Here is a 19243-nt window from a genome sequence, read left to right on the forward strand (position 1 = left end):
CTTCTATCTGTAATAACACGCACGGCGGGAAATACCCTAACGGGAAATCCGCCTCAACGCAAAATAAATACGAAAAAGAAAAGCAGATAGTCTTTCAGTCGCACGCGCAGTACTTTGAGTACCTTGCCGATATGGAATTCGACGGTCTTGATCGAAAGGTTCAGTTCGGCGGCGATTTCGGCATTGCGGCGGTTCTCGAAGCGGCTCATCTCGAAGATGCGGCGCGTTTGGGCCGGCATCTCGGCAAGCGTCTGCCGGACGATTTCATGAATCTCGGACGAAAAGAGCGACTGCGTGGTGAAATCTTCGAGCGAGGAGATACGGAAGTCCAGTTCGCTGCGGGCGCGGCGCATCAGCTCGTCGGACGACCGTTCGCGGATACGCTGATGGCGCAGGTGATTGAGCGCCTTGTTGCGCACCGACGTGAGCAGGTAGGCCGGGACGTTCGTATCTTCGGGCAGCGAACCGCGCCGCTGCCAGTAATCGACCAGCGCGTCCACGAAGAGGTTCTCCGAAACGGCGCGATCCCTGACGAACGAGTTGGCGAAGCGCGTAAAGGGCTCCCTGTACTGTTCGAAAAGAACAGTAAAAAGACCGCAATCCCTATTTTCCGAACCGTCCATACTACAAAGATAACTTTTTTTTCATTCGATGTTACCTTTTTCTCCGGATTGCAGCCCTCTCCGGACAAAAGCTCGGGACAGAATCCGAACCTCCTTTGCGGCAACTCCGCCGAAGCACGCGTCCGACCCGATGGAACGCCCCCGCGACAGAGACAAATATATTTGTCTCTGAACCCGCTTCGTATTATCTTTGTGAACGTTTTCGTTAAGCCGAGCGCAGAGCCGAACTTGTTCAGGCTGTGCCGAAGCGAGAAAACGAAGAGAGAAAACCGACGACAACCCGCCACCGGCGACAAATTTCCGACCATGAAAAATACGCTCCTGTTCCTTTTCGCCGCGCTCGCATGGAGTGCGACGGCCCTGTGCCAAACCCCCGCCGACTCCGCGGCACGCCCCCGCAAACGGGTGTTCATCGCCCACCGCGGCGTGAACATGCGCAGCACCGTAGCGGGCGAAAACTCGCTGGAAGCCATCCGGCTGGCAAAGGCGGCGGGATTCGGCGCCATCGAGACCGACGTGCGGCTTTCGGCCGACGGGGCGCTGGTGGTCATGCACGACAGCACGCTCAACCGCACCTGCCTGCATGCCGACGGCACACCGCTGTCGGAACCGGTCGCAGTCGCCGGCAAGACGCTCCGAGAGCTGCGGTCGGACTACATCCTCAAAGCCGCCGACCCCGCCCGCCGGACGCGCATCCCCACGCTCGAAGAGTATCTGGCCGAGTGCGCCCGCAACGGACTCTACACCTTCATCGAGCCGAAACTCTACGACCCGACGGGACGGCATTACCGCGACATCGTCGCCGCGGCCGACGCCGCACTGGGACGCGACCGCTACGTCGTCACCTCCAACAACCGCGCGAACGACGTCATCCGCCGCACCGGCATCGACGACGTGCGGCTGATGGGCATTCTCTACCAGACTACGTTCGAACGGATCGAGGCGCTGGGCGACGTCATCGTGGCCGTCAGCGCCACCCGCTTCGACGAAGCGGACTACTCCCGTCAGGTCGCACGGGCCAAGGCAGCGGGGCTGATGTGCGAATCGCACGCCGACAAGTTCGTGCATTTCGACCGGATCAACCGCCACGACATCGATTTCGTCTCGACCGATTTCCTGGCGCCCGACTACCGCGGGCAGGGCCGGCTGCTCGCCGAGTACGCACGGACCGACGGGTTCGTGCTCCCCGCATCGGCCGGCGAGGGCGCGATCCGCCTCGGCGAGGGGCAGAGCATCGTCCCGAAACGGCAGCTGCCCGCCGTACCCTTCGGCGCCCTCTACCTGGAACTGGAAGCCGAAGGCAGCGCCCGCATCGAGCTGGGCGGCCAAACCTTCACGCTCGACGTCCCCGACAAGCGCACCGTCACGCACCAAGTGCTGCTCCACGACGCCGCACCCGCCCTGCGCATCACGGCGCTCGCCGGAGGGATCACCCTCACGGCGATACGGGCGAAGGTCGTAGCGTTCGAACAATAACGCCCCATCCGGCGAGGAAACAGGAGGAGCGCAGCATCCCGCCCAACTACGCCAGAGGCCCGGCGAATCGCCGGGCCTCCTTCGCTGGAACTAAATACTACCGACCGTAGCGAGCGGTCAATAGGCGTCGGGATAGTCCGCTTCGAGCGGCGTCGTGATCTCGGTCTGCTCGAAGACGTTGCCGTAACCGTCGCGCGCCACGACGCGCAGCGCGGCACCGGGACTCTTGACCGTATAATAAAAGATATGGTCGTTCTTGCTGGCGTAGCTCTCCTTCAAACCGCAGAAGCCGCAGAAATAGGCCGACGACCACGGATCGATCATCGATTTCTTCGCCATGTCGCCCGTCTTCACGCCGTTCTCGTAGACCTCGATCGTCCACGTATCGTCGGCATTCCAGACGTTGGCCATCAGCCGGTTCTTCGGCTGTTGCAGATCGAACTTCCACGACTTGGCCGTACCGCCCGTAAAGACGTCTTCGCCGTTGTAGAGACGGATCTGGAAGGTCTCGTCGTAGCGTGTCGGCTTGTAGATCATGTTCGTGAGCGACGTGCCGTCGTACTCGAAGACGCCGTAGCCGTTGGGCGCTCCGTCGGTGCAGACCGTACCGTGCCACCACGCGCCGCACGACGTCCCGAGGATATACTCGCGGATCTTTTTCGAACCGACCGCGTGCGTGTAGTTCGTCTTGTTGTTGTGCGTATGCGCCGAGAAGATCCACGCCCGGTCGAACTGCGCCAGCAGCTCCAGCACCTCGTCGAAATAGGTCTCGCCCGCGCCGTTGAATCCGCCGCGGAACGGAATGTGGACGCACAGCACCACGGCGCACGTCCTGGGCACGTAGCTCAGATCTTGTTTCAGCCACTCGAACTGCCAGTCGAGAAAACCGCTCGTGTAGGCATCGCTGCCCGTCGCCTTGTGGATAATGTCGTCCATCGAGACGAAGTGGACGTCGCCCCGCGTGAAGGAGTAGTTGACCGGCCCGAACGAGGCTTCGTATCTACGCTGCGCCGAGAGGTCGGTCACCTGCGGAAACTCGTGGTCGTGGTTGCCGATCGTCTGGAAGACGGGAACCGACGTCTTGCTCCGCGCCATCGCCTTGACCATATCGGGATAGAGTTCCCATTTGTTGCCCACGATGTCGCCCAGCGTGATCGCATAGGTGGGCAGTCCGTCCGTCTGGGCCGCCACGTAGGAGTTGATGTCGGCGACGGTCTCCGTCTCGAAACGGTAGACCTGCGCCGTGGTGGTCACCTGCGGGTCGCCGATGGCCAGCATGCGGAATTTCGTCTCCTCGGCCTGACGGGTAAGGGTGAAATCGTACTGCGGCTGCGATTTCCTGATCTTCTGGTAGAACAGCGGCAGTCCCGTCGACGGGTCGACCTCGACCTTGCAGTCGGCCGGCGTCGAATAGTAGACGTAATAGGCGTTCGGATGCCGCTGCATCGCATAGCGTCCGTCGGCGCCGGTGACCGTACAGGTGTAGCCGTCGGAGACGACGACCCCCTCGATCGCACTCCCCGAAGCGTCCCGAACGTAGCCGTAGAGATCGCCCGAACCGCCGCCGGGCGCGTCGCCTTCGCCGGAATCCGACGAACATCCCGCGAAGAGCGCCAGAAGCAGAATGCCCGCAATGAAATATCTGGTTCTCATATACATGTTTATTGAAATTTATACTGTTCATCGGTAAAAACCGGTGCGGGAGAGCGCCCGAAAGCGGACTCCGCACCGGTGGAACACCGTCAATAACCGGGATTCTGGTTTTCGACGCCGATCGCCGGATTCGTCACCAGCTCGGTGTAGGGGATCGGCCAGAGGTAATCCTTTTCGGGATTGAAGACCATCGTCTGGAACACGCGCAGATTGCCCGTCTTGCCGTCCCACGTATCGGAAAGATCGTAAGTCACCACCCAGTCGTCATCGAACGAAGGCTTGACGTTGGAGATGTAGTTTCCCGGATTCTGCACCGTCGAATACCCCGGAGCGTACATCGGGCCGTTGACCGCCTTGGAAGCGATCTTCCAGCGGCGGATGTCGAACCAGCGGAACCCTTCGTTGCACAGTTCGGCCTTGCGCTCGTAGCGCAGCGCCTTGCGCAAGCCCTCGCGCGAACGGTCGGTCACGGGAGGCATGTTCACACGGGCGCGCACCCGGTTGATGTTCGCCTCGGCGATCGCCAGATCGCCGCCGTCCCACTCGATGTTGGCCTCGGCCTCGATGAGCAGCAGTTCGGCGAAACGGATGATTCCCGCATTGATGTCGTCCTCCGTCTTCGTACCGTTGACCAGTCCCATCATCCCCTTGTCGGAGTACTTGCGCCACAGATAACCGCCGGGCCCCTTGCTGCCGTTGGCCGCATACTCGCTCTTGTTGCCCACGGCGTCGGCGTTGCTGATGAGCACCTCTTTGCCCGCCGTCGACTGGTTGTAGTCCTTCACCTTTTCGACACGCACGTCGGTGTCGTACTGGACTCCCCACAGGCGGGTGTCGGGACGCAGACAGAACAGATCGAGACGCGGATCGCGGTTCGCCCACGGATTCTGCCAGTCGTAGAGCGGCGATTCGGTGATCGGCTTGCCGTCGGTGCACTGGAAGGTGTCGATCATCGCCTGCGACGGGCCGAGCCAGCTGCAACCGCCGTGGATACGAGGCGCTTCATAGTAGGTGGCAGACGTGTAGTTGATCAGACGGTTATACTGAATCGCCCACAACCATTCGCGGCTGGTCTGGCCGGCGAATCCGAACAGATTGGCCGCCGAAGGTTCGCCGTCGGCGTGGGTAGCGTAGTAGGTGCAGTCGAGCGGTTCGAGATCGTAGACGCCCTCGGCGAGCGTCGTGGCGATCTTCGAACAGCGTGCGGCCTCCTCCCACAACCCCCAGTTCAGCGCGATGCGCGCTTTGAGGGCGTAGGCGGCCACACGGCCGATGCGCGTCGTACCGAAGGTGCCCGGATTCCACTGCACGGGCAGGTAATCGAGCAGGTCGTCGTCGAGATCCTGCAACAGCCGCGCGGTCACCTGCTCGCGCGGGATACGCGGATAGTCGGAGTAATCGTCCAGATCGAGCTGGTGGTCGATGAAGGGGATGTCGCCGTAGAACTGGCACCCCAAATCGTAGTAATAGGCGCGGATACAGAGCAGTTCGGCTTTGATCTGGTTGAACCTATCTTCGGGGATGACGCCCCGCAGTCTGTCCAGATTGTCCAGCACCAGATGCACGCGGCCGGCGATTTTGTAGACCGTCTTGTATACCTTCTCGCACATCGTGTTGTCGGCCGTCAGCGTCGAGCTCATCGCCTTGATCTGATTGCCCGCACCCGTACGGTAGGTGCCGATGTCGCTGATGCAGTCGTTGATCCGCATGGGGAAGGGGGTCTCCTTGACCGTCATGTTCGCCAACCCCTTGTAGGCGGCGTAGAGCCCTGCCATCGCCTCCTCCTCGCTCGCGGGGAACGATCCCGAAGAGGGGCCGTTGAGCGGTTCGTAATCCAGCGAGCAGCCCGACAGCAGCAGGCCGCCCGATACGATCAGATAGATTATTTTCTTTAACATGATTCTGCTTTTTTAGAATTTCAGTTCGACACCCATCGTAACTACTTTCACCTGCGGATAGTTGTAGGCCACGGCGCCCAGTTCCACGCCGTCGCCCGATCCCGAATAGGCCACCTCGGGATCGAAGCCCTGATAGAAATCGGTGATCGTGAAGAGGTTCTGCGCATTGACGAAGACCATCGCCGACTTCATGCGCAGCTTTTTCAGCCATGTTCTGGGAAGCGTATAGCTCAGCTGGATATTTTTCAGACGGCAATAGGCCGCGCTGCGCATCCAGAACGACGACTGCTTCCAGTTGTTGGCGTCGGTCATCGTCAGACGGGGATACTTGCCGTTGGGATTCGTCTCGTTCCAGCGGTCGAGATGCTCCTTGCGGAAGGTTCCGCCCTGCTGGCAGGGCTGCACGTAATAGGAGCTCAGATAACCGTCGACCTTGCCGACACCCTGGAAGAAGGCACTCAGATTCAGTCCTTTCCATCCGAAGCTGAGATTCACGCCGTAGGTATAGCGCGGCACCGTGCTGCCGATGATCGTCATGTCCTTGTCGTCGATCGTACCGCTGTCATCCATATCGGCATAGATCAGATCGCCGGGCTTGGTCGTCACGCCGTACTGCGGACAGTTCTCGTTCACCCAGTCGGCCTCCTCCTGCGTGCGGGCCATTCCCACGCATTTGAGCCCGTAGATCGAGTTGATGGCCGATCCCTCCTGATTGCGGATCGCGCCGCTGCCGCCCGTGGTGCCCTTCATGTCGATGATCTTGTTGACCACGTCCGACAGGTTGGCCTCGACGCCGAACGAGAAATCGCGCCACTTGTTATGATACCCGACGGCGACCTCCCAACCCACGTTGCGCACCGTTCCGGCATTCTGATAGGGGGCGCCGAGACCGATGATCGACGGGATATCGAGCGTAAGCAGAATATCGTGGGTCTTCTTGTAATACCAGTCGGCCGTGACGCTCAGCTTGTCGAAAAGCGTGGCGTCGATACCCACGTCGTACATTTCGGTCGATTCCCAGGTAATGTCGGGATTGGCCAGCGTCGTCTGCGTGACGATCGGGGTGATGACGTCGTTGACCGAAATCGAGCTGACGTCCAGCTGTTGGATCGTGGGATAGTTCGAGCCGATGTTCTGGTTGCCCAACTGGCCGTAGGAGGCGCGGATCTTGAATTCGCTCAGCGTCCGGCGTACATCCTGCATGAAAGGCTCCTCGGTCAGACGCCACGCTCCGGAGAACGAGGGGAAGATACCCCAGCGATTCCCCTTGGCGAAACGCGACGAACCGTCGAAACGGACGTTCGCCTCGAAAAGGTAACGCTCCTTGAAGTTGTAGTTCAGACGGCCGAAGAAGGACTGCAACGCCCACTGCGCATGACCGCCGCCGTTGTCCTTCGTCTCGTTGTCGGCGCCGGCGCCGATCACCTCGTAATCGGGATAGGCGAAGTCCTCGCGGTGCGCCGAAAGGGTCTTGTTGTCGTAGGTCTCGCGCGAAGCGCCCAGCAACAGTTTGAAATTGTGGTTCTGCGCGAAGGTATGCTGCAAGGCGGCCGTGAACTGGTAGTTGCCGTAGAACGAGCGGTTAGCCGACTCGTCGAGGTAGTTGAACGCGACGTTGGAGCTGTTCGACACCGTGCCGAAAGCATCGGAGTAGAATTTCATCTTCTTGACGAAGGTATGGTTGTTGGTCGTCACGTAGCGCGGGGCGACCATGCCTTCGAGCGTCAGCCACTTGACGGGCTTGAAGGTGAGCGTCACGGCTCCGTTCAGGCGGATCGTGTTGTTCTTCACGTTGCCTCCCTCGCCTTCGAGCGTCGGCAGGACGTTGGTGCTGCCGCCCGACAGACCGGCCCAGTAGCCCGTCGACCAGCGCGACAGGATCAGCGGGTCGCGCGTGTTCATGTAGTTGAACAGCGTATTCTGCTGCGGGATGCGGCGGCGGTCGCCGTTGACGAACGAAACGTCGAAGCGCATCGAGAGCTTGTCCGAGAAGTCGATGTTCATGTTGTTGCGCACGTTGTACCGCTGGTAGTCGGTGCGCTTGATGATGCCCTTCTGGTCGAGGTAGCCGAACGAGGTCATGACGCGCACGCGTTCGGTGCTGGCCGTCAGCGAGAGATTGTGGTTGTGGGTGAATCCCGATCCGGTGAGAATCTGATCCTGCCAGTCGGTGAGCGGATAGTTGTCGGGATCGATGCGGTTGTTCTCGCGGTAGCGGGCGATGTAGTCGTCGGTATAGATCGACTCCTTGCCGTCGTTGAACGACGTTTCGCGGCTGAGGATCATGTACTCCTCAGCGCTGACCGTTTCGGGCGTGTCGGTGGGCGACTGCCAGCCGACGTAACCGCGGTAGGTGACCGACGTCTGCCCCTTCTTGCCGCGCTTGGTCGTCACGAGGATGACGCCGTTGGCCGCACGCGAACCGTAGATGGCCGACGAGGCGGCGTCCTTCAACACCGAAATCTGGTCGATCTGCGTGGCGTCGACGGCATCGAGGCTGCCCTCCACCCCGTCGATGAGCACCAGCGGCGCGGCGCTCGAACCGCCGAAGGTTCCGATACCGCGCACGCGGATCATGCCGCCGTCGCCGCCCGGAGCTCCGCTCTGCGTGGTAACGGTCACGCCGGGGGCGATGCCTTGGAGAGCGGTCGACGAGGATACGATGGGACGGTTGGCGAGGTCTTCGGCCGAGACCGACGCGACGGAACCGGTCAGATTGACCTTTTTCTGCGTGTCGTAGCCGACGACCACGACTTCGTTGATGAGTGAATTGTCGCTTTCGAGTATGATGTCCAGCGAGGTCCTGCTGCCGACGGTTACGGTTTTGGACTTGTAACCCAGATAGGAGACGGTGAGTCGCTGCCCCGGAGCGGCAGGAAGGCGGAAGGCTCCGTCGGCGTCGGTCGTAGTACCGACATGCGTTCCCTCGACGATGATCGAGGCGCCTACGAGCGGGATATTCTCCGCATCGCTTACAGTACCGCTAAGCTGCGATTTCTGCGCGTACAAATTCCCCCCCCCTACTGCTACGAGCAGGACGACGAGTACGCTACGGACGATTATATGCTTGATTTTATTCATGATAGGTCTTGTTAAGTAGACGGATTACTTCGTGATTTTGATGTTATCCAACAGACAGCGATCCGACGCGGAGTCCTTGCCTCTCGAACCGTCGAACTTGATCTGCGTCTCGGCCGTCGCACCGGCGATCGACAACTCGACATGCGACCACGGCTTGTTTATTACGGTATTGGCCTGCTTCGAGCACAAGTCGTTCGTCACTACGAAATCCGTTCCCGAAGCGGCGACGGTCGTCGCGGCGGCAGCGCCGTCGATATTGACCGCAGCGGCGGTATACGTTCCGGCGCCTTCGACGGTGATGTAAATATCGCCGTCGCCCGCGAAACGGCAAATATCGAATTCGAGCGTGATGTTCGTCGGGGCGGTCAGGGCAGCCAGTTTCGGCGTTTTGAGATAACCGCTGTACTTATGAGATCCCGATGCAGACTTGTTCAGACGCACCGTCCCGGGATGCTCGGCGATGCGGCGGACTTCCCACCCCGTCATATTCCGGTTTTTCAGATAGAGATCGCCGGCGATCACATCGCCGTCGGCGGCACCGTCCGCCGTGCTCCAAATATCGGGTTTGGGAGTCGTGTAGGTCGCACCGCCCTTGGTACCCTCTTCCGTACCGTCGAGGTCGGCCGCCGATTCGCTGTCGGCAACGGGTGCGGTCCCCTTGCCGCCGGAGGCCAACGTATAGTCGCCGCCCCAGACGAAGAGATCGAAATTCTGTTCGAGCAGCAGATTCGGGTCGTCGGCCTCGACCAGTTCCAACCAATAGCGCGGCGTGCCGTCGGCATAAGTCAGATCGACGCGGACGAGGATCTGTGCATCCTCCGAAAGATTCGTCCAGAAATCATTGCCGCCGTCGGCCGTCGCGGCCATCCGCCCTACGGCCATCTTGCAGTCGTAACCGCGCGAATCGGCGATCGTACTGCTGCTGTAATAGGGTGCGGCCGACATCATGTTCTCGACCTTGCCCACGCCGCCGTTGCCGCTGTAAGGTGCGAATCCGTAGGCGACCTTGTTGATTTCGACCGTAAACCCGGACTTGGCCGGCACGGCGACCTTTCCTTCGAAGATGTCGACGCCCTCGGTCGGACGGGCCAGCTGCGTCTCCTTGCCGTCGACGATCACCGACGCCATGTCCTCGGTCGAAACGAACGTACTGGTGAATTCGCCCGGACGGTTCGCATCGTCATAAGAGAGAACGGCCAGCGTGACGCCCGTCTTGTCCGACTTGACGAGTTCCAGCTCCTTGACGCCCTTGTCGGTCTTCACGCCGCTGCCGCCGGCTTCGAGCAGCTCCCTGAGCTCGGCCTCGGTGGCTTCGTTGTGGTCGCTGTCGAAAATGTAGCGGTAGGAGACCGTGTAAGCGTTCGGCGTGATCTTGCCCGTGAAGGTGAAGGTCTCGTCGGGATTCGTCTCGAAGCGGGCTTCGACCAGCGACGAAGCGTAAGCGGTCGTGAAACGTGCGAACGTGGGAGCTGTAATCCGCTGGCCGGAGGCGTCGAGTCCCACCACGGCGAAGGAGTACTCCACCTTGGGCATCAGGCCGGCCAACGTCTGCTCGAAAGGAGCCTCGGCCGCTTCGCCGCGCTCCTCGATGAAGGCCAGACGGTCGATGGCGTCGTGGGCCGCATACTCGAATTCGGAGATCGGCGTCGGCTTGACGATCTTGTAGGAGGCCACGTTCTCCTGTTCGGTCGTCAGCCTGATCTTCGCGGAGCTCGGCGTAACCTCCTCCACGCCGATCTCGATAGCCGCCGAAATGGGTCCGTAGTCGACGTCGTCGCTCTCGCACGACGACACGGAGAATGCCGCCAGAAGGCATCCCGCCGTCCATGGTAGTAAGTTTCGGATCATACGATAAGTGTTTGGTTAGTAATGTGAATTGGTTAGTCGGTTCATAAAGGTATGAAAAAAAGTGAAAATTGAAACGTTTCAATAGGGAATATAATTTCTTAAAGTCAGCTAATTCTTATCGCAGCAGAATTCGTTTTAGTTGTAACGTTTCAACAAATCGGGTATAAATATCGCTAATCGGATATAAAACAACCGATTAGCAATATTCAAAAAAGAACGGAGAGATTACCGCGCCTCCTTGTCGAATTTCTTGGGACGTTCGAGCGTCTCCCTGTGCAGGAGAACGCCGTCGGCATCCGTAATCCGGATTTCGACGGGAGCCGTCGCCGTCCGCGCCCTGGCGGCGAACATGTGGTGGCTGACGACCCTGGCATCGCCCTTCTTGAAGACGGGTTTCCGTGCCAGTTCGGGCAGGTAGTGGCTGATGTTGTAGAGCGGGTCTTCGTCTTCGACCTGCACGACTTCGAGCGAGCGCCCCTCCTCGAACAGTTCGACCCGATGCCCCGGCAGATACCCCCAATAGTTGACGTAGACGCAGTTCGCATACTCCTCGCGACCGTAGTCGGCACGGTCGGGATAGAGCCGTCGCTGCACGCGGACGAGACTGTCGTTACGGTAGTATTCGCCCACGGCATTCATATCGTAGGCGCGCAACACCTTGCGGTCGTAGAGATGCGTGCGGTAGTCGCAGCGCAACTTTCCGCCGTCGACGCTCGCCACGACGAACCCCGCATCGCTGCCGTCGGGACACAACGCCTGAAAATCGTTGTTCGCCACCCACATGTCGCCCGACGTGGCGGGCAGCACGTACTGGTCGAAACGCGGGTAGTCGGCGTCCTGCGTATAGAGCGTCCGGTGAGCGTGTCCCGAAAAGATATGCACCCGCTCGAAGCGCGAGAAGAGCGCATCGAGCGAATCCACCTGACTGCGGTCGGTCAGCAGCGTCCGGCGGTCGCGGTCGAAGAAGACCGGACAGTGCGTGCAGAGGCAGACTGTTTTCGAGGCGTCGACCGTCGCCAGGTCGCGCCGAAGCCACGCCAGCTGTTCGGGCGTGAACCCCTTGTCGTAGTCTCGGGCGCCGACTACACCGACGTTTTTCTTCCCCTTGCCGGGCGTATTCTTATAGATGATGTTGTCCATCATGATCCAATGCACGTCGCCGATATTCATCGCATAGTAGGTCGGGCCGAACGTACGGCGATAAAGATGTTCGGCACGACGGTCGACACCGGCTCCGGCGGGCGTCGCCCCGTCGTTGTCGTGGTTGCCCGGAATGCTGTACAGCAACGTCGGAAAACCGTTTTGTTCGAGGAAACGTTTGGCCGAGGAAACGTCGAAATCGTACTGATACCAATAGAGATCGTGCGACAGATCGCCCAAATTGAGCGAGTAGACCGGTCCGCGCGCCGACGCCTGCGCCGCCTCGTCGGAGATCGACGCCAGCGCGATGCTGCGGTAGTGATCGAGATCGCGCTTTTCGGAGGAGTTGGTCAGATGTAGATCCGTGAAGAACATCACCGTGTAGCGCGACTGATCGACGCTTGCAAAATGGAAGTCGTGCTGTTCGTCACGGGCATCCGCCTCGTCGAGCGCCGCCCAGAAAAGCGGCTGGACGCCGTCGGCCTCGGCAGCGACCCAGTTCGACGGCGTGACGGCGAAGACGAAGCCCGCCGACTTGTCGGATTCGATGCGGTAGCGGCCGGCGGCGTCGGTCGTCGCGAACTGCACGCCGTCCGACACGCAGACGCCCGCCAGAGGCGCTCCGTCGCCGTAGACGACACCCGTGAGTACGGCCTTGCCGCGTCCGGCGGCAACGGTCCGGACGGTCGCCGCCAGCAGGCAGGCGACCGCCAGTGCGGCTGCGAAAAGCCGCATTTTGCGAATCGGTTTCATTTCGTGGCTTCGAGTTTAAGTCGGGCTTCCCGTACGATTCCGGCATAGAAATCCCGGAAATCCTCCCACCGGTAGTAGGGAGCCCGGTCGCCGGGAAGCGGAAGACGGAGTTCCTTTTCGTTGAGCAAGACCCGCACGAGAACGTCGTCGGGATTCTTCTTGTTGCGGTAGAAGACGAACTGCATGTTCGACGCCATGGGGATCCGGTGAACCTGCCATACGTCCTTGATCTTCGCCGGATCGGTAACGGGCGTCGTCCAGCCGTCGATCCGCATGAGCGTCAGCAGCGCCATGATGCAGCCGTCGTGGCCGAAACGCAGGCGCACCGACGGTTCGCCTGCGGCCATATCCTCGCCGGCGCGCGACACGATGTCGTCGAGCAACGTCTCGGCCAGCGCCGTGCCGCGCCCGCGGTTGCGCGGATCGGGCCCTTTCTCGACATAATAGGTATAGTTGTCGCACTCCCAGAAACGGCACAGTTCGTCGAACGTGAAGAGGTCGTAGAACGACTCGTCGAGATCGGTACACTGCATGTGGGCCGCCACGGAGAAGAGATCCTGTTCGAATTTCAGCGGATCGCAGATCGACCGCGCATAGGCCGTATCGGTAAACAGGCGCGCCAGAATGGTCTCGACGTCGATGCGCTCCTCGCAGAAACGGCGCCACTCCGGCCGCCAGGGGGCGTCGGCGCTCTTGTAGCGGAAATCCTCCGCCGTGCCCGCCGGATTGCCCGTCGAGTGCGGATTGAGGTAGTACATGTTCACGCTGCTCGTCTCCGTGAAGATTTCCAACGACGGATCGGCCTCCTTCAACCCTTCGCAGAAGGCCGCCATACTCATGATGCAACGGGGCACGACCGTCGAATAGGCCTCGATGCGCGGATGACGGCGGAAAATTTCGGGATAGGCGGCATACATCCGCCCGGCCAGCCGCCTGTGCTGCATCTGTCCCTTCGGCGTCAGATCGCCGGCGCGCCCTTTCAGGTGCGGATAGATCGCCAGAAACCGGTCGCAGGCGTCGATTCCCCGCGCCGTCAGCTTGCCGTCGGCGCGCGCCCGGCGCAGCACCTCGGCCACGTTGTCGTACTGGTCGTTCGAGAGGATGTAACGGGCGCCGTGGCGGCCGTAGTGGCTGATGTAGAAAGGCTCGTACCCTTTCGGAGCAGGCGTCGCCGACGGCGTATCGAAGGGGTACATGAAATAGACCCCTCCGGCCTTGTCGATGTCCGCCTTGATTTCGTCGTAGGCGCTCTGCGCATCGGCCGTTGCAGCCAGCAGCAGGACGACGAGCGGAAGGAACAGGCGGCGAAAAATGGAAATAAAGTTCATGGATCGGTTGGTTAACGGTTCGTAATTTCGGTTTTCATGAATTCGGACAGCGGCGCGATCGCCCCGTGCCGGGTGCAGACGAATGCGGCGACCGCGACCGCGCGGCGATGGCACTCCTCCATCGGAAGCCCCTGCATGAGCGAGGCGGCGAACGTGGCGGTGAATGCATCGCCGGCGCCGACCGTGTCGGCCACCTCGACGCGGGGTGTGGCGAGGTACGACGTGCGGCCGTCGGCGGCCGTCACACGGCTGCCCCTGCCGCCCTCGGTGAAGACGACGTAACGGAGCGAAAAGCGCTCGACGAGCTGCGCGACAACCCGCTCCGCAGCACCTTCCAGCCCGAAGAAACGGGCCACGACGGGGAGTTCGTCCTCGTTGAGTTTCAGGATGTCGGCCCGTTCGAGCGAGTCGCGGACGATCCGTTCGTCGTAATAGTTCAGGCGCAGGTTGATGTCGAACAGCCGCAGACACCCGACCGGCGCGGCGTCGACGAGCGCGAGAATCGTGCGGCGCGACACGGCGTTGCGCTGCGCCAGCGACCCCCAGCAGACCACGGCGGCGCCGGCTACGGCGGCATCGGCCTCCGCCGTGCGTTCGATGTAGTCCCACGCCACCTGCTCGCGGATGCGGTAGGCGGGAACGCCCGCTGCGTCGAGCGTCACCTCGACCGTACTCGTGGGATGCGCGTTGCGCTGCACGGCCCGCACGCCGAGTCCCAGCGCGGCGATGCCGCCGAGCAGTTCGTCGCCCGAAGCATCCTGCCCTACGGCGCTTACGATGCACGCCTCGGCACCCTGCTCCTGCGCATAGAAGGCGAAGTTGACGGGCGCGCCGCCGAGCCTCCGCCCGGCCGGCAGCACGTCCCACAACAACTCTCCGATACCGACGATCTTAGGCTTTCCCATCTTCCAGATCGATCAGCACCTTCATACAAGTTTCGCGGTTGGCGTCGATGAATTCGTAGGCCTCCCGATATTTCTCCAGCGGAAAACGGTTCGAAACCAGCGGCGCGAGCCGGATACGCCCCGCCGAGATCTCCTCGACGGCTTTCAGATAGTCTTCGTGGCGGTACATCATCGAGCCGATCAGGTTCAGTTCGTGCTCGCCCAGATGGAACATGCTCACGGCGGGATCCTTGGCATGGACGCCGACGATGACGACGTCGCCGCCTTTCTCGACCGTAGCCATGAGCGACCGCACCGACGACTCGACGCCGGCGCACTCGAAGGCCACCTGGTAGCCCTCGTCGCCGAACAACTCAGCGATCTTCCCGTCGAGCGGCTCCCTGGCGACATTGAGCGTACGCTCGATGCCGCATTCGCGCGCCTTTGAAAGCCGGTAGTCGCTCACGTCGGTGATGACCACCCTCTTCGCACCGCGCGCACGGGCGAACTGCGCCACCAGATTGCCGATCGTCCCGGCGCCCGAAACGACGACGTTGCGCCCTTCCAACGCCCGCGGGCGGCTGGTGGCGTGCGCTGCCACGGCCGTCGGTTCGACCATCGCGCCGTAGTCGGGCGACATCCCTTCGGGCAGCGCGACGACGCGCTCTTCGGGGATGACGAAGTAGTCCTGCGCCACGCCGTCGGCCTGGAAGGCCTCGACGCGCAGGTTCGAGCAGACGTTATACTGCCCGCGCTTGCAGGGGTTGCACTCGCCGCAGACGAGCTGCGGACGCCCCGTCACGCGGTCGCCCGGCTTCACCTTGCGCACCGCACCGCCCACGGCCACCACCTCGGCCGAATACTCGTGCCCCTGCACCACCGGATAGAAGGTGGCGGGATGCTGTCCGTGATAAGAGTGTATCTCCGAGCCGCAGATACCGATGCGCAGAATGCGCAGCAACACCTCGTCGGATTTCAGGTTTCCCGCCTCGGGGGCGGCGACCTCCCTGAATTCGATCTGTTTCGGGGCGGTCAAAACGACTTGTCTCATGGTTGTAAAGTTACTAATTATTTTTCATTTTTCTTCTTGCCGAGGCAGCAGACGGCGAAGCTGACGACACCGCCGATCGGGCACCACCACGGCCACGCGATGTTTACGCGGCGGCCGACGAGCCATTCGCTCAACGGGCCGAGCACATAGGGTTGCAGCAACAGGACGACCAGCAGGCCGACGACGAGCGCCGCGACGACGCTCCGCGTATTGCCCCGTCCGGTGAAAAGCGCGCACAGGAAGACGCCGAGCATCCCGGCGTAGGAGAAGCTCATCACGCCCGTAGCGAAATCGACCAGGTTCAGCCCGCTCTTCTCCTGCATGACGGCCGTGACGATCGCAAAACCGGTGAGCACGGTCCCCATGAGCACCACCATTTTCTTCGACGACGACATCTGGTCGCTGTCCGACGTGATCGCATGTCCCATACGCTTGCGCAGCGGCATGTAGATGTCGGCGACGAAGCTGCTGGCCATGGCGTTGATCGCCGAATTGAAACTCGACAGCGCGGCGGCCAGCAGGCCGATGACCATAATGCCCCGCACGCCCGTCGGGATCGAGCGGCAGATGTACTGCGGGAAGATGTCGCGCGCGTCGTTCTTGTACTGCATGATCGCCGCAGGGTCGGCGCTCGTCGAATAGGAGACGTAGAACAGCAGTCCGATCGAGAGGAAGATCAGCACGATGGGCAGGCTCAGTATCTGCGAATAGACCAGCGACACGCCCGCCTTCTTCACCGATTTGCAGGTCAGCTGCCGCTGCACGAATTCGTGATCGGTCGAAAACTGGGCGAACTTGAAGATCGTGCAGCCGACGAGCGCGCCCATCAGATTATAGGGCACGTCCATGCGCCACGACGCATCGACGATCTGCAACTTGTTGCCCGCGACCCACTCGCCCGCCGCATTCTTGACTTCGCCCGAAGCGAGCGTAGCGAAGATGTCGCCGAGGCTCATGTGGGGCGTCATCGAGAAATAGATGAACAACAGCGCCACGACGCCCGTGCCGATGACCAGCAGGATCTGGATCGTATCGATGTAGATCAGCCCCTTGATGCCGCCCGCCATGGTGTAAACGGTACTGACGACACCCAGAATGATGATCGAATACATCAGGAACTCGAACCGGATGCTGCCGTAGAGAATCACCGACACGGCGATCGCGGCGATGAAGAGCCGCGAACCCGACGTGAAGAGCTGCCCGACGAGGAACATGACGCTCGACGAATTCTTGGCCGAATCGCCGAAGCGGTCGCCCAGGTAGCCGTAAATGGTGATCGTATTGGCGTTGTAGAGTTTCGGCAGCACCAGCAGGGCCACGAGCGTGCCGCCGAGGATCGCCCCGACGCAGAGCATCAGGTAGGTCAGGTTGGTATTGAACCCCAGTTCGGGCGAGCCGACGAAGGTGCCCGCGCTGATCGAGGTTCCCGTGGCGGCGAAGGCCACGAGCCACGTAGGCATCGAGCGGCCGCCCAGAAAATAGTCTTCGAGATTCCTGTTGCTTTTCGAGAAAAGGAAGCCGATCAGGGTCAGTCCGATCAGGAAAACGGCGATGATGGTCCAGTCGATAAAAGTCATTCGGCAAGGTTTAGGTCGGATTAGTAGGTTGGTTCGGGGTGCGCGGCAAGACGTCGCGCGGACGGATGCGATCCGCCGGCGTGCGGTGTCATGCCGCACGCCGGCAGTCCGCTACCTGTCTTCGGCCTGATGGCCCGTACGGTCCACCTGGTGATAGAACTGGGTGTAGGGAACGTCGGTGCGTCCCGTCCCCTTGCGCATGAGTTCCTGCAAGTCGGCGAAATAGGTCGTATAGATGTCGCGCGGGAGCGCATTGCGCTTCATGCAGACCGAAGCGGCCATGCCGACCACCTCGCCGATCATGCCGCAGGTGCGCATGACGCGGGTCGAACCCAGCGCGATGTGCGTCACCGAAATGTTGCGCCCCGCCATGAACATGTTGCGCACGTCCTTCGAATAGAAGCAGCGGTACGGCAGTGCGTAGAAATCGATCGGCGTGAGCACGCCCTCCGACAGCCACTCGGCACCGGGATACTGCTGCGAGTTCTTCTCCATCGGATAGTGCTGGTCGATACGCCACGTGGTGGTGCAGGTCTCGTCCTCGTGACGGATCGGGCGCGTGAGATCCTGCTCGCGCAGGATGTAGTCGCCCACGACGCGGCGCGACTCGCGTTTGCCGGAGACGTGGGACACCCACACCAGATGCGTGCAGGTCCAGTCCTCCTTCTTCGAATAGCGGTTCTTGCAGTAGGAGAAGGTCGAATAGGCGACGTACATGCCGTAGTCGCGTATCTTCTCGGCGTCGGCCACCTGATCGTCGCGCATACCGACCTCCCAGTACCAGTTGGCGCGGTGCACCGGTTCGACGGTGTACTCGTCGAGCCGCAGCCCCCAGTCGAGCGAATCGGGGAAGGTGCAGGGGGTGTTCCAGTCCTCGCAGTACCACTCGATTGAGACGCCCATCGTGAAGCCGTCGGCCTCGACCGGAGCCAGACTTTCGCCGAACTCCGCGCGGGCTTCGCGGCCCATGCGGCACTCGGCACCCGCCATGGCAGCCAGATAGGCGTCGCCCGTGCAGTCCGAGAAGAGTTTGCCCGAAAGTTTGATCCGGTTCTGTTCGGTCGCCTCGACGGCTACGACCGAACGGATCGTGTCGCCCATCTTCTCGACCTCGGTGACGGTATAACCCAGGAAAAGTGTGATATTCTTCTCGGCGAGCACCACTTTGAGCTTCTTGTCATCCTGGTAGTGGTGGGCGCCGCGGGCGTTGCCGATGCGGTCGGGGCCGATCTCGTTGAGCAGGTAACCCAGCGACGGATAGGGATCGACGTTGATCTGGCCGCCCAGTCCGACACGCACCTCCGACGAGTTGTTGCCGCCCAGCACGTAACGATCCTGCACGAGCGCCACCTTGCAGCCCAGACGGGCGGCCGCCAACGCCGCACAGATACCCGAAATGCCTCCGCCGACCACGACGAAATCGAATTCGCCCTTGTCCACCGGCGTTTCGGGGCCGAGCAACCGTGCGCGCAGGGCGCGGTACTCATCGAGCGAATCGCCCGGCATTTCGTCGGAAGTGGTCAGCACGACGGCGTCGCAGCGGCCGTCGAAGCCCGTCAGGTCGTGCAGTGCGAGGGTGTGCTTGCCCTTTTTGAGAGCGATCTTGCCGCCCCGCTGCCAGTACCAGTCGACCTTGTCCGTGCCGAAGGTCGCCGCGTCGGCCACACCGTCGACGAGCACCTGAAAGATGCCCGGCGTCGGGCCGTCGGACCAGTGTTTCGTCCAGTTTTTGGTACGCACCAGCAGATTGTACTCGCCGTCGGCGGGTACTTCGACGGTCGTCACCGCATCGCGTTGAAGCGGCGTGCCGATGCCGTGCGCCAGCAGATAGGAGGAGCCCATCTGGAGGACGAACTGCTGTTCGACCGTCCAGTCGCCCCGATCGGCGAAGGTCGTGGCGAGCGCCATGACCGAATTGTTCGTGTTCATCG

The 19243-nt window shown here is 61.4% G+C and carries 12 protein-coding genes; 1 reads left to right on the top strand and 11 read right to left on the bottom strand.

Going from position 1 to position 19243, the window contains the following annotated elements; genetic code table 11:
• Positions 1-53: 53 nt before the first annotated feature.
• Complete coding sequence (locus FMF02_RS03700; RefSeq protein WP_019131516.1) at positions 54-623, bottom strand: RNA polymerase sigma-70 factor; 570 nt, start codon at positions 621-623, stop codon at positions 54-56.
• 306 nt (positions 624-929) lie between these two features.
• Between FMF02_RS03700 and FMF02_RS03705 the strand changes: the two genes are divergently transcribed.
• Positions 930-2099 (top strand): glycerophosphodiester phosphodiesterase, encoded by a 1170-nt coding sequence (locus FMF02_RS03705; protein WP_141412247.1) that lies wholly within the window; start codon positions 930-932, stop codon positions 2097-2099.
• 117 nt (positions 2100-2216) lie between these two features.
• Here the strand turns inward: FMF02_RS03705 and FMF02_RS03710 are convergent, their stop codons facing one another.
• From FMF02_RS03710 to FMF02_RS03755, 10 genes are all read right to left on the bottom strand, one after another.
• Positions 2217-3752, bottom strand: a complete 1536-nt coding sequence (locus tag FMF02_RS03710) for a calcineurin-like phosphoesterase C-terminal domain-containing protein (protein ID WP_229090173.1) — start codon at positions 3750-3752, stop codon at positions 2217-2219.
• An 89-nt stretch (positions 3753-3841) separates the two neighbouring features.
• The gene (locus FMF02_RS03715) at positions 3842-5650 is read right to left on the bottom strand and encodes a RagB/SusD family nutrient uptake outer membrane protein (RefSeq protein WP_141412249.1); all 1809 of its coding nucleotides are present in this window, start codon (positions 5648-5650) and stop codon (positions 3842-3844) included.
• A gap of 12 nt (positions 5651-5662) precedes the next feature.
• Positions 5663-8731 carry a SusC/RagA family TonB-linked outer membrane protein gene (locus FMF02_RS03720; protein ID WP_244611624.1) on the bottom strand — a complete coding sequence of 1023 codons (3069 nt, stop codon included), beginning with the start codon at positions 8729-8731 and terminating at the stop codon, positions 5663-5665.
• Positions 8732-8755: 24 nt separating this feature from the next.
• Entirely contained in the window at positions 8756-10579 is a 1824-nt protein-coding gene (locus tag FMF02_RS03725) for a hypothetical protein (RefSeq protein ID WP_141412250.1), read from the bottom strand.
• Between the two features lie 225 nt (positions 10580-10804).
• The gene (locus FMF02_RS03730; protein ID WP_141412251.1) at positions 10805-12472 is read right to left on the bottom strand and encodes a metallophosphoesterase N-terminal domain-containing protein; all 1668 of its coding nucleotides are present in this window, start codon (positions 12470-12472) and stop codon (positions 10805-10807) included.
• The gene (locus FMF02_RS03735) at positions 12469-13800 is read right to left on the bottom strand and encodes a histidine phosphatase family protein (RefSeq protein WP_141412252.1); all 1332 of its coding nucleotides are present in this window, start codon (positions 13798-13800) and stop codon (positions 12469-12471) included. The genes FMF02_RS03730 and FMF02_RS03735 overlap by 4 nt, the downstream gene beginning before the upstream one ends.
• Positions 13801-13811: 11 nt before the next feature.
• Positions 13812-14705, bottom strand: a complete 894-nt coding sequence (locus tag FMF02_RS03740) for a PfkB family carbohydrate kinase (RefSeq protein ID WP_019131524.1) — start codon at positions 14703-14705, stop codon at positions 13812-13814.
• The gene (locus FMF02_RS03745; protein ID WP_141412253.1) at positions 14692-15735 is read right to left on the bottom strand and encodes a zinc-dependent alcohol dehydrogenase; all 1044 of its coding nucleotides are present in this window, start codon (positions 15733-15735) and stop codon (positions 14692-14694) included. The genes FMF02_RS03740 and FMF02_RS03745 overlap by 14 nt, the downstream gene beginning before the upstream one ends.
• Before the next feature lie 17 nt (positions 15736-15752).
• Positions 15753-17312, bottom strand: coding sequence for a sodium:solute symporter family transporter (locus FMF02_RS03750; protein WP_141412254.1), 1560 nt, complete (start codon positions 17310-17312; stop codon positions 15753-15755).
• 111 nt (positions 17313-17423) lie between these two features.
• Positions 17424-19241 carry an FAD-dependent oxidoreductase gene (locus tag FMF02_RS03755; RefSeq protein ID WP_019131527.1) on the bottom strand — a complete coding sequence of 606 codons (1818 nt, stop codon included), beginning with the start codon at positions 19239-19241 and terminating at the stop codon, positions 17424-17426.
• Between the last annotated feature and the right edge of the window lie 2 nt (positions 19242-19243).

It is taken from the genome of Alistipes communis (assembly GCF_006542665.1).
GTDB classification, from domain to species: Bacteria; Bacteroidota; Bacteroidia; order Bacteroidales; family Rikenellaceae; genus Alistipes; species Alistipes communis.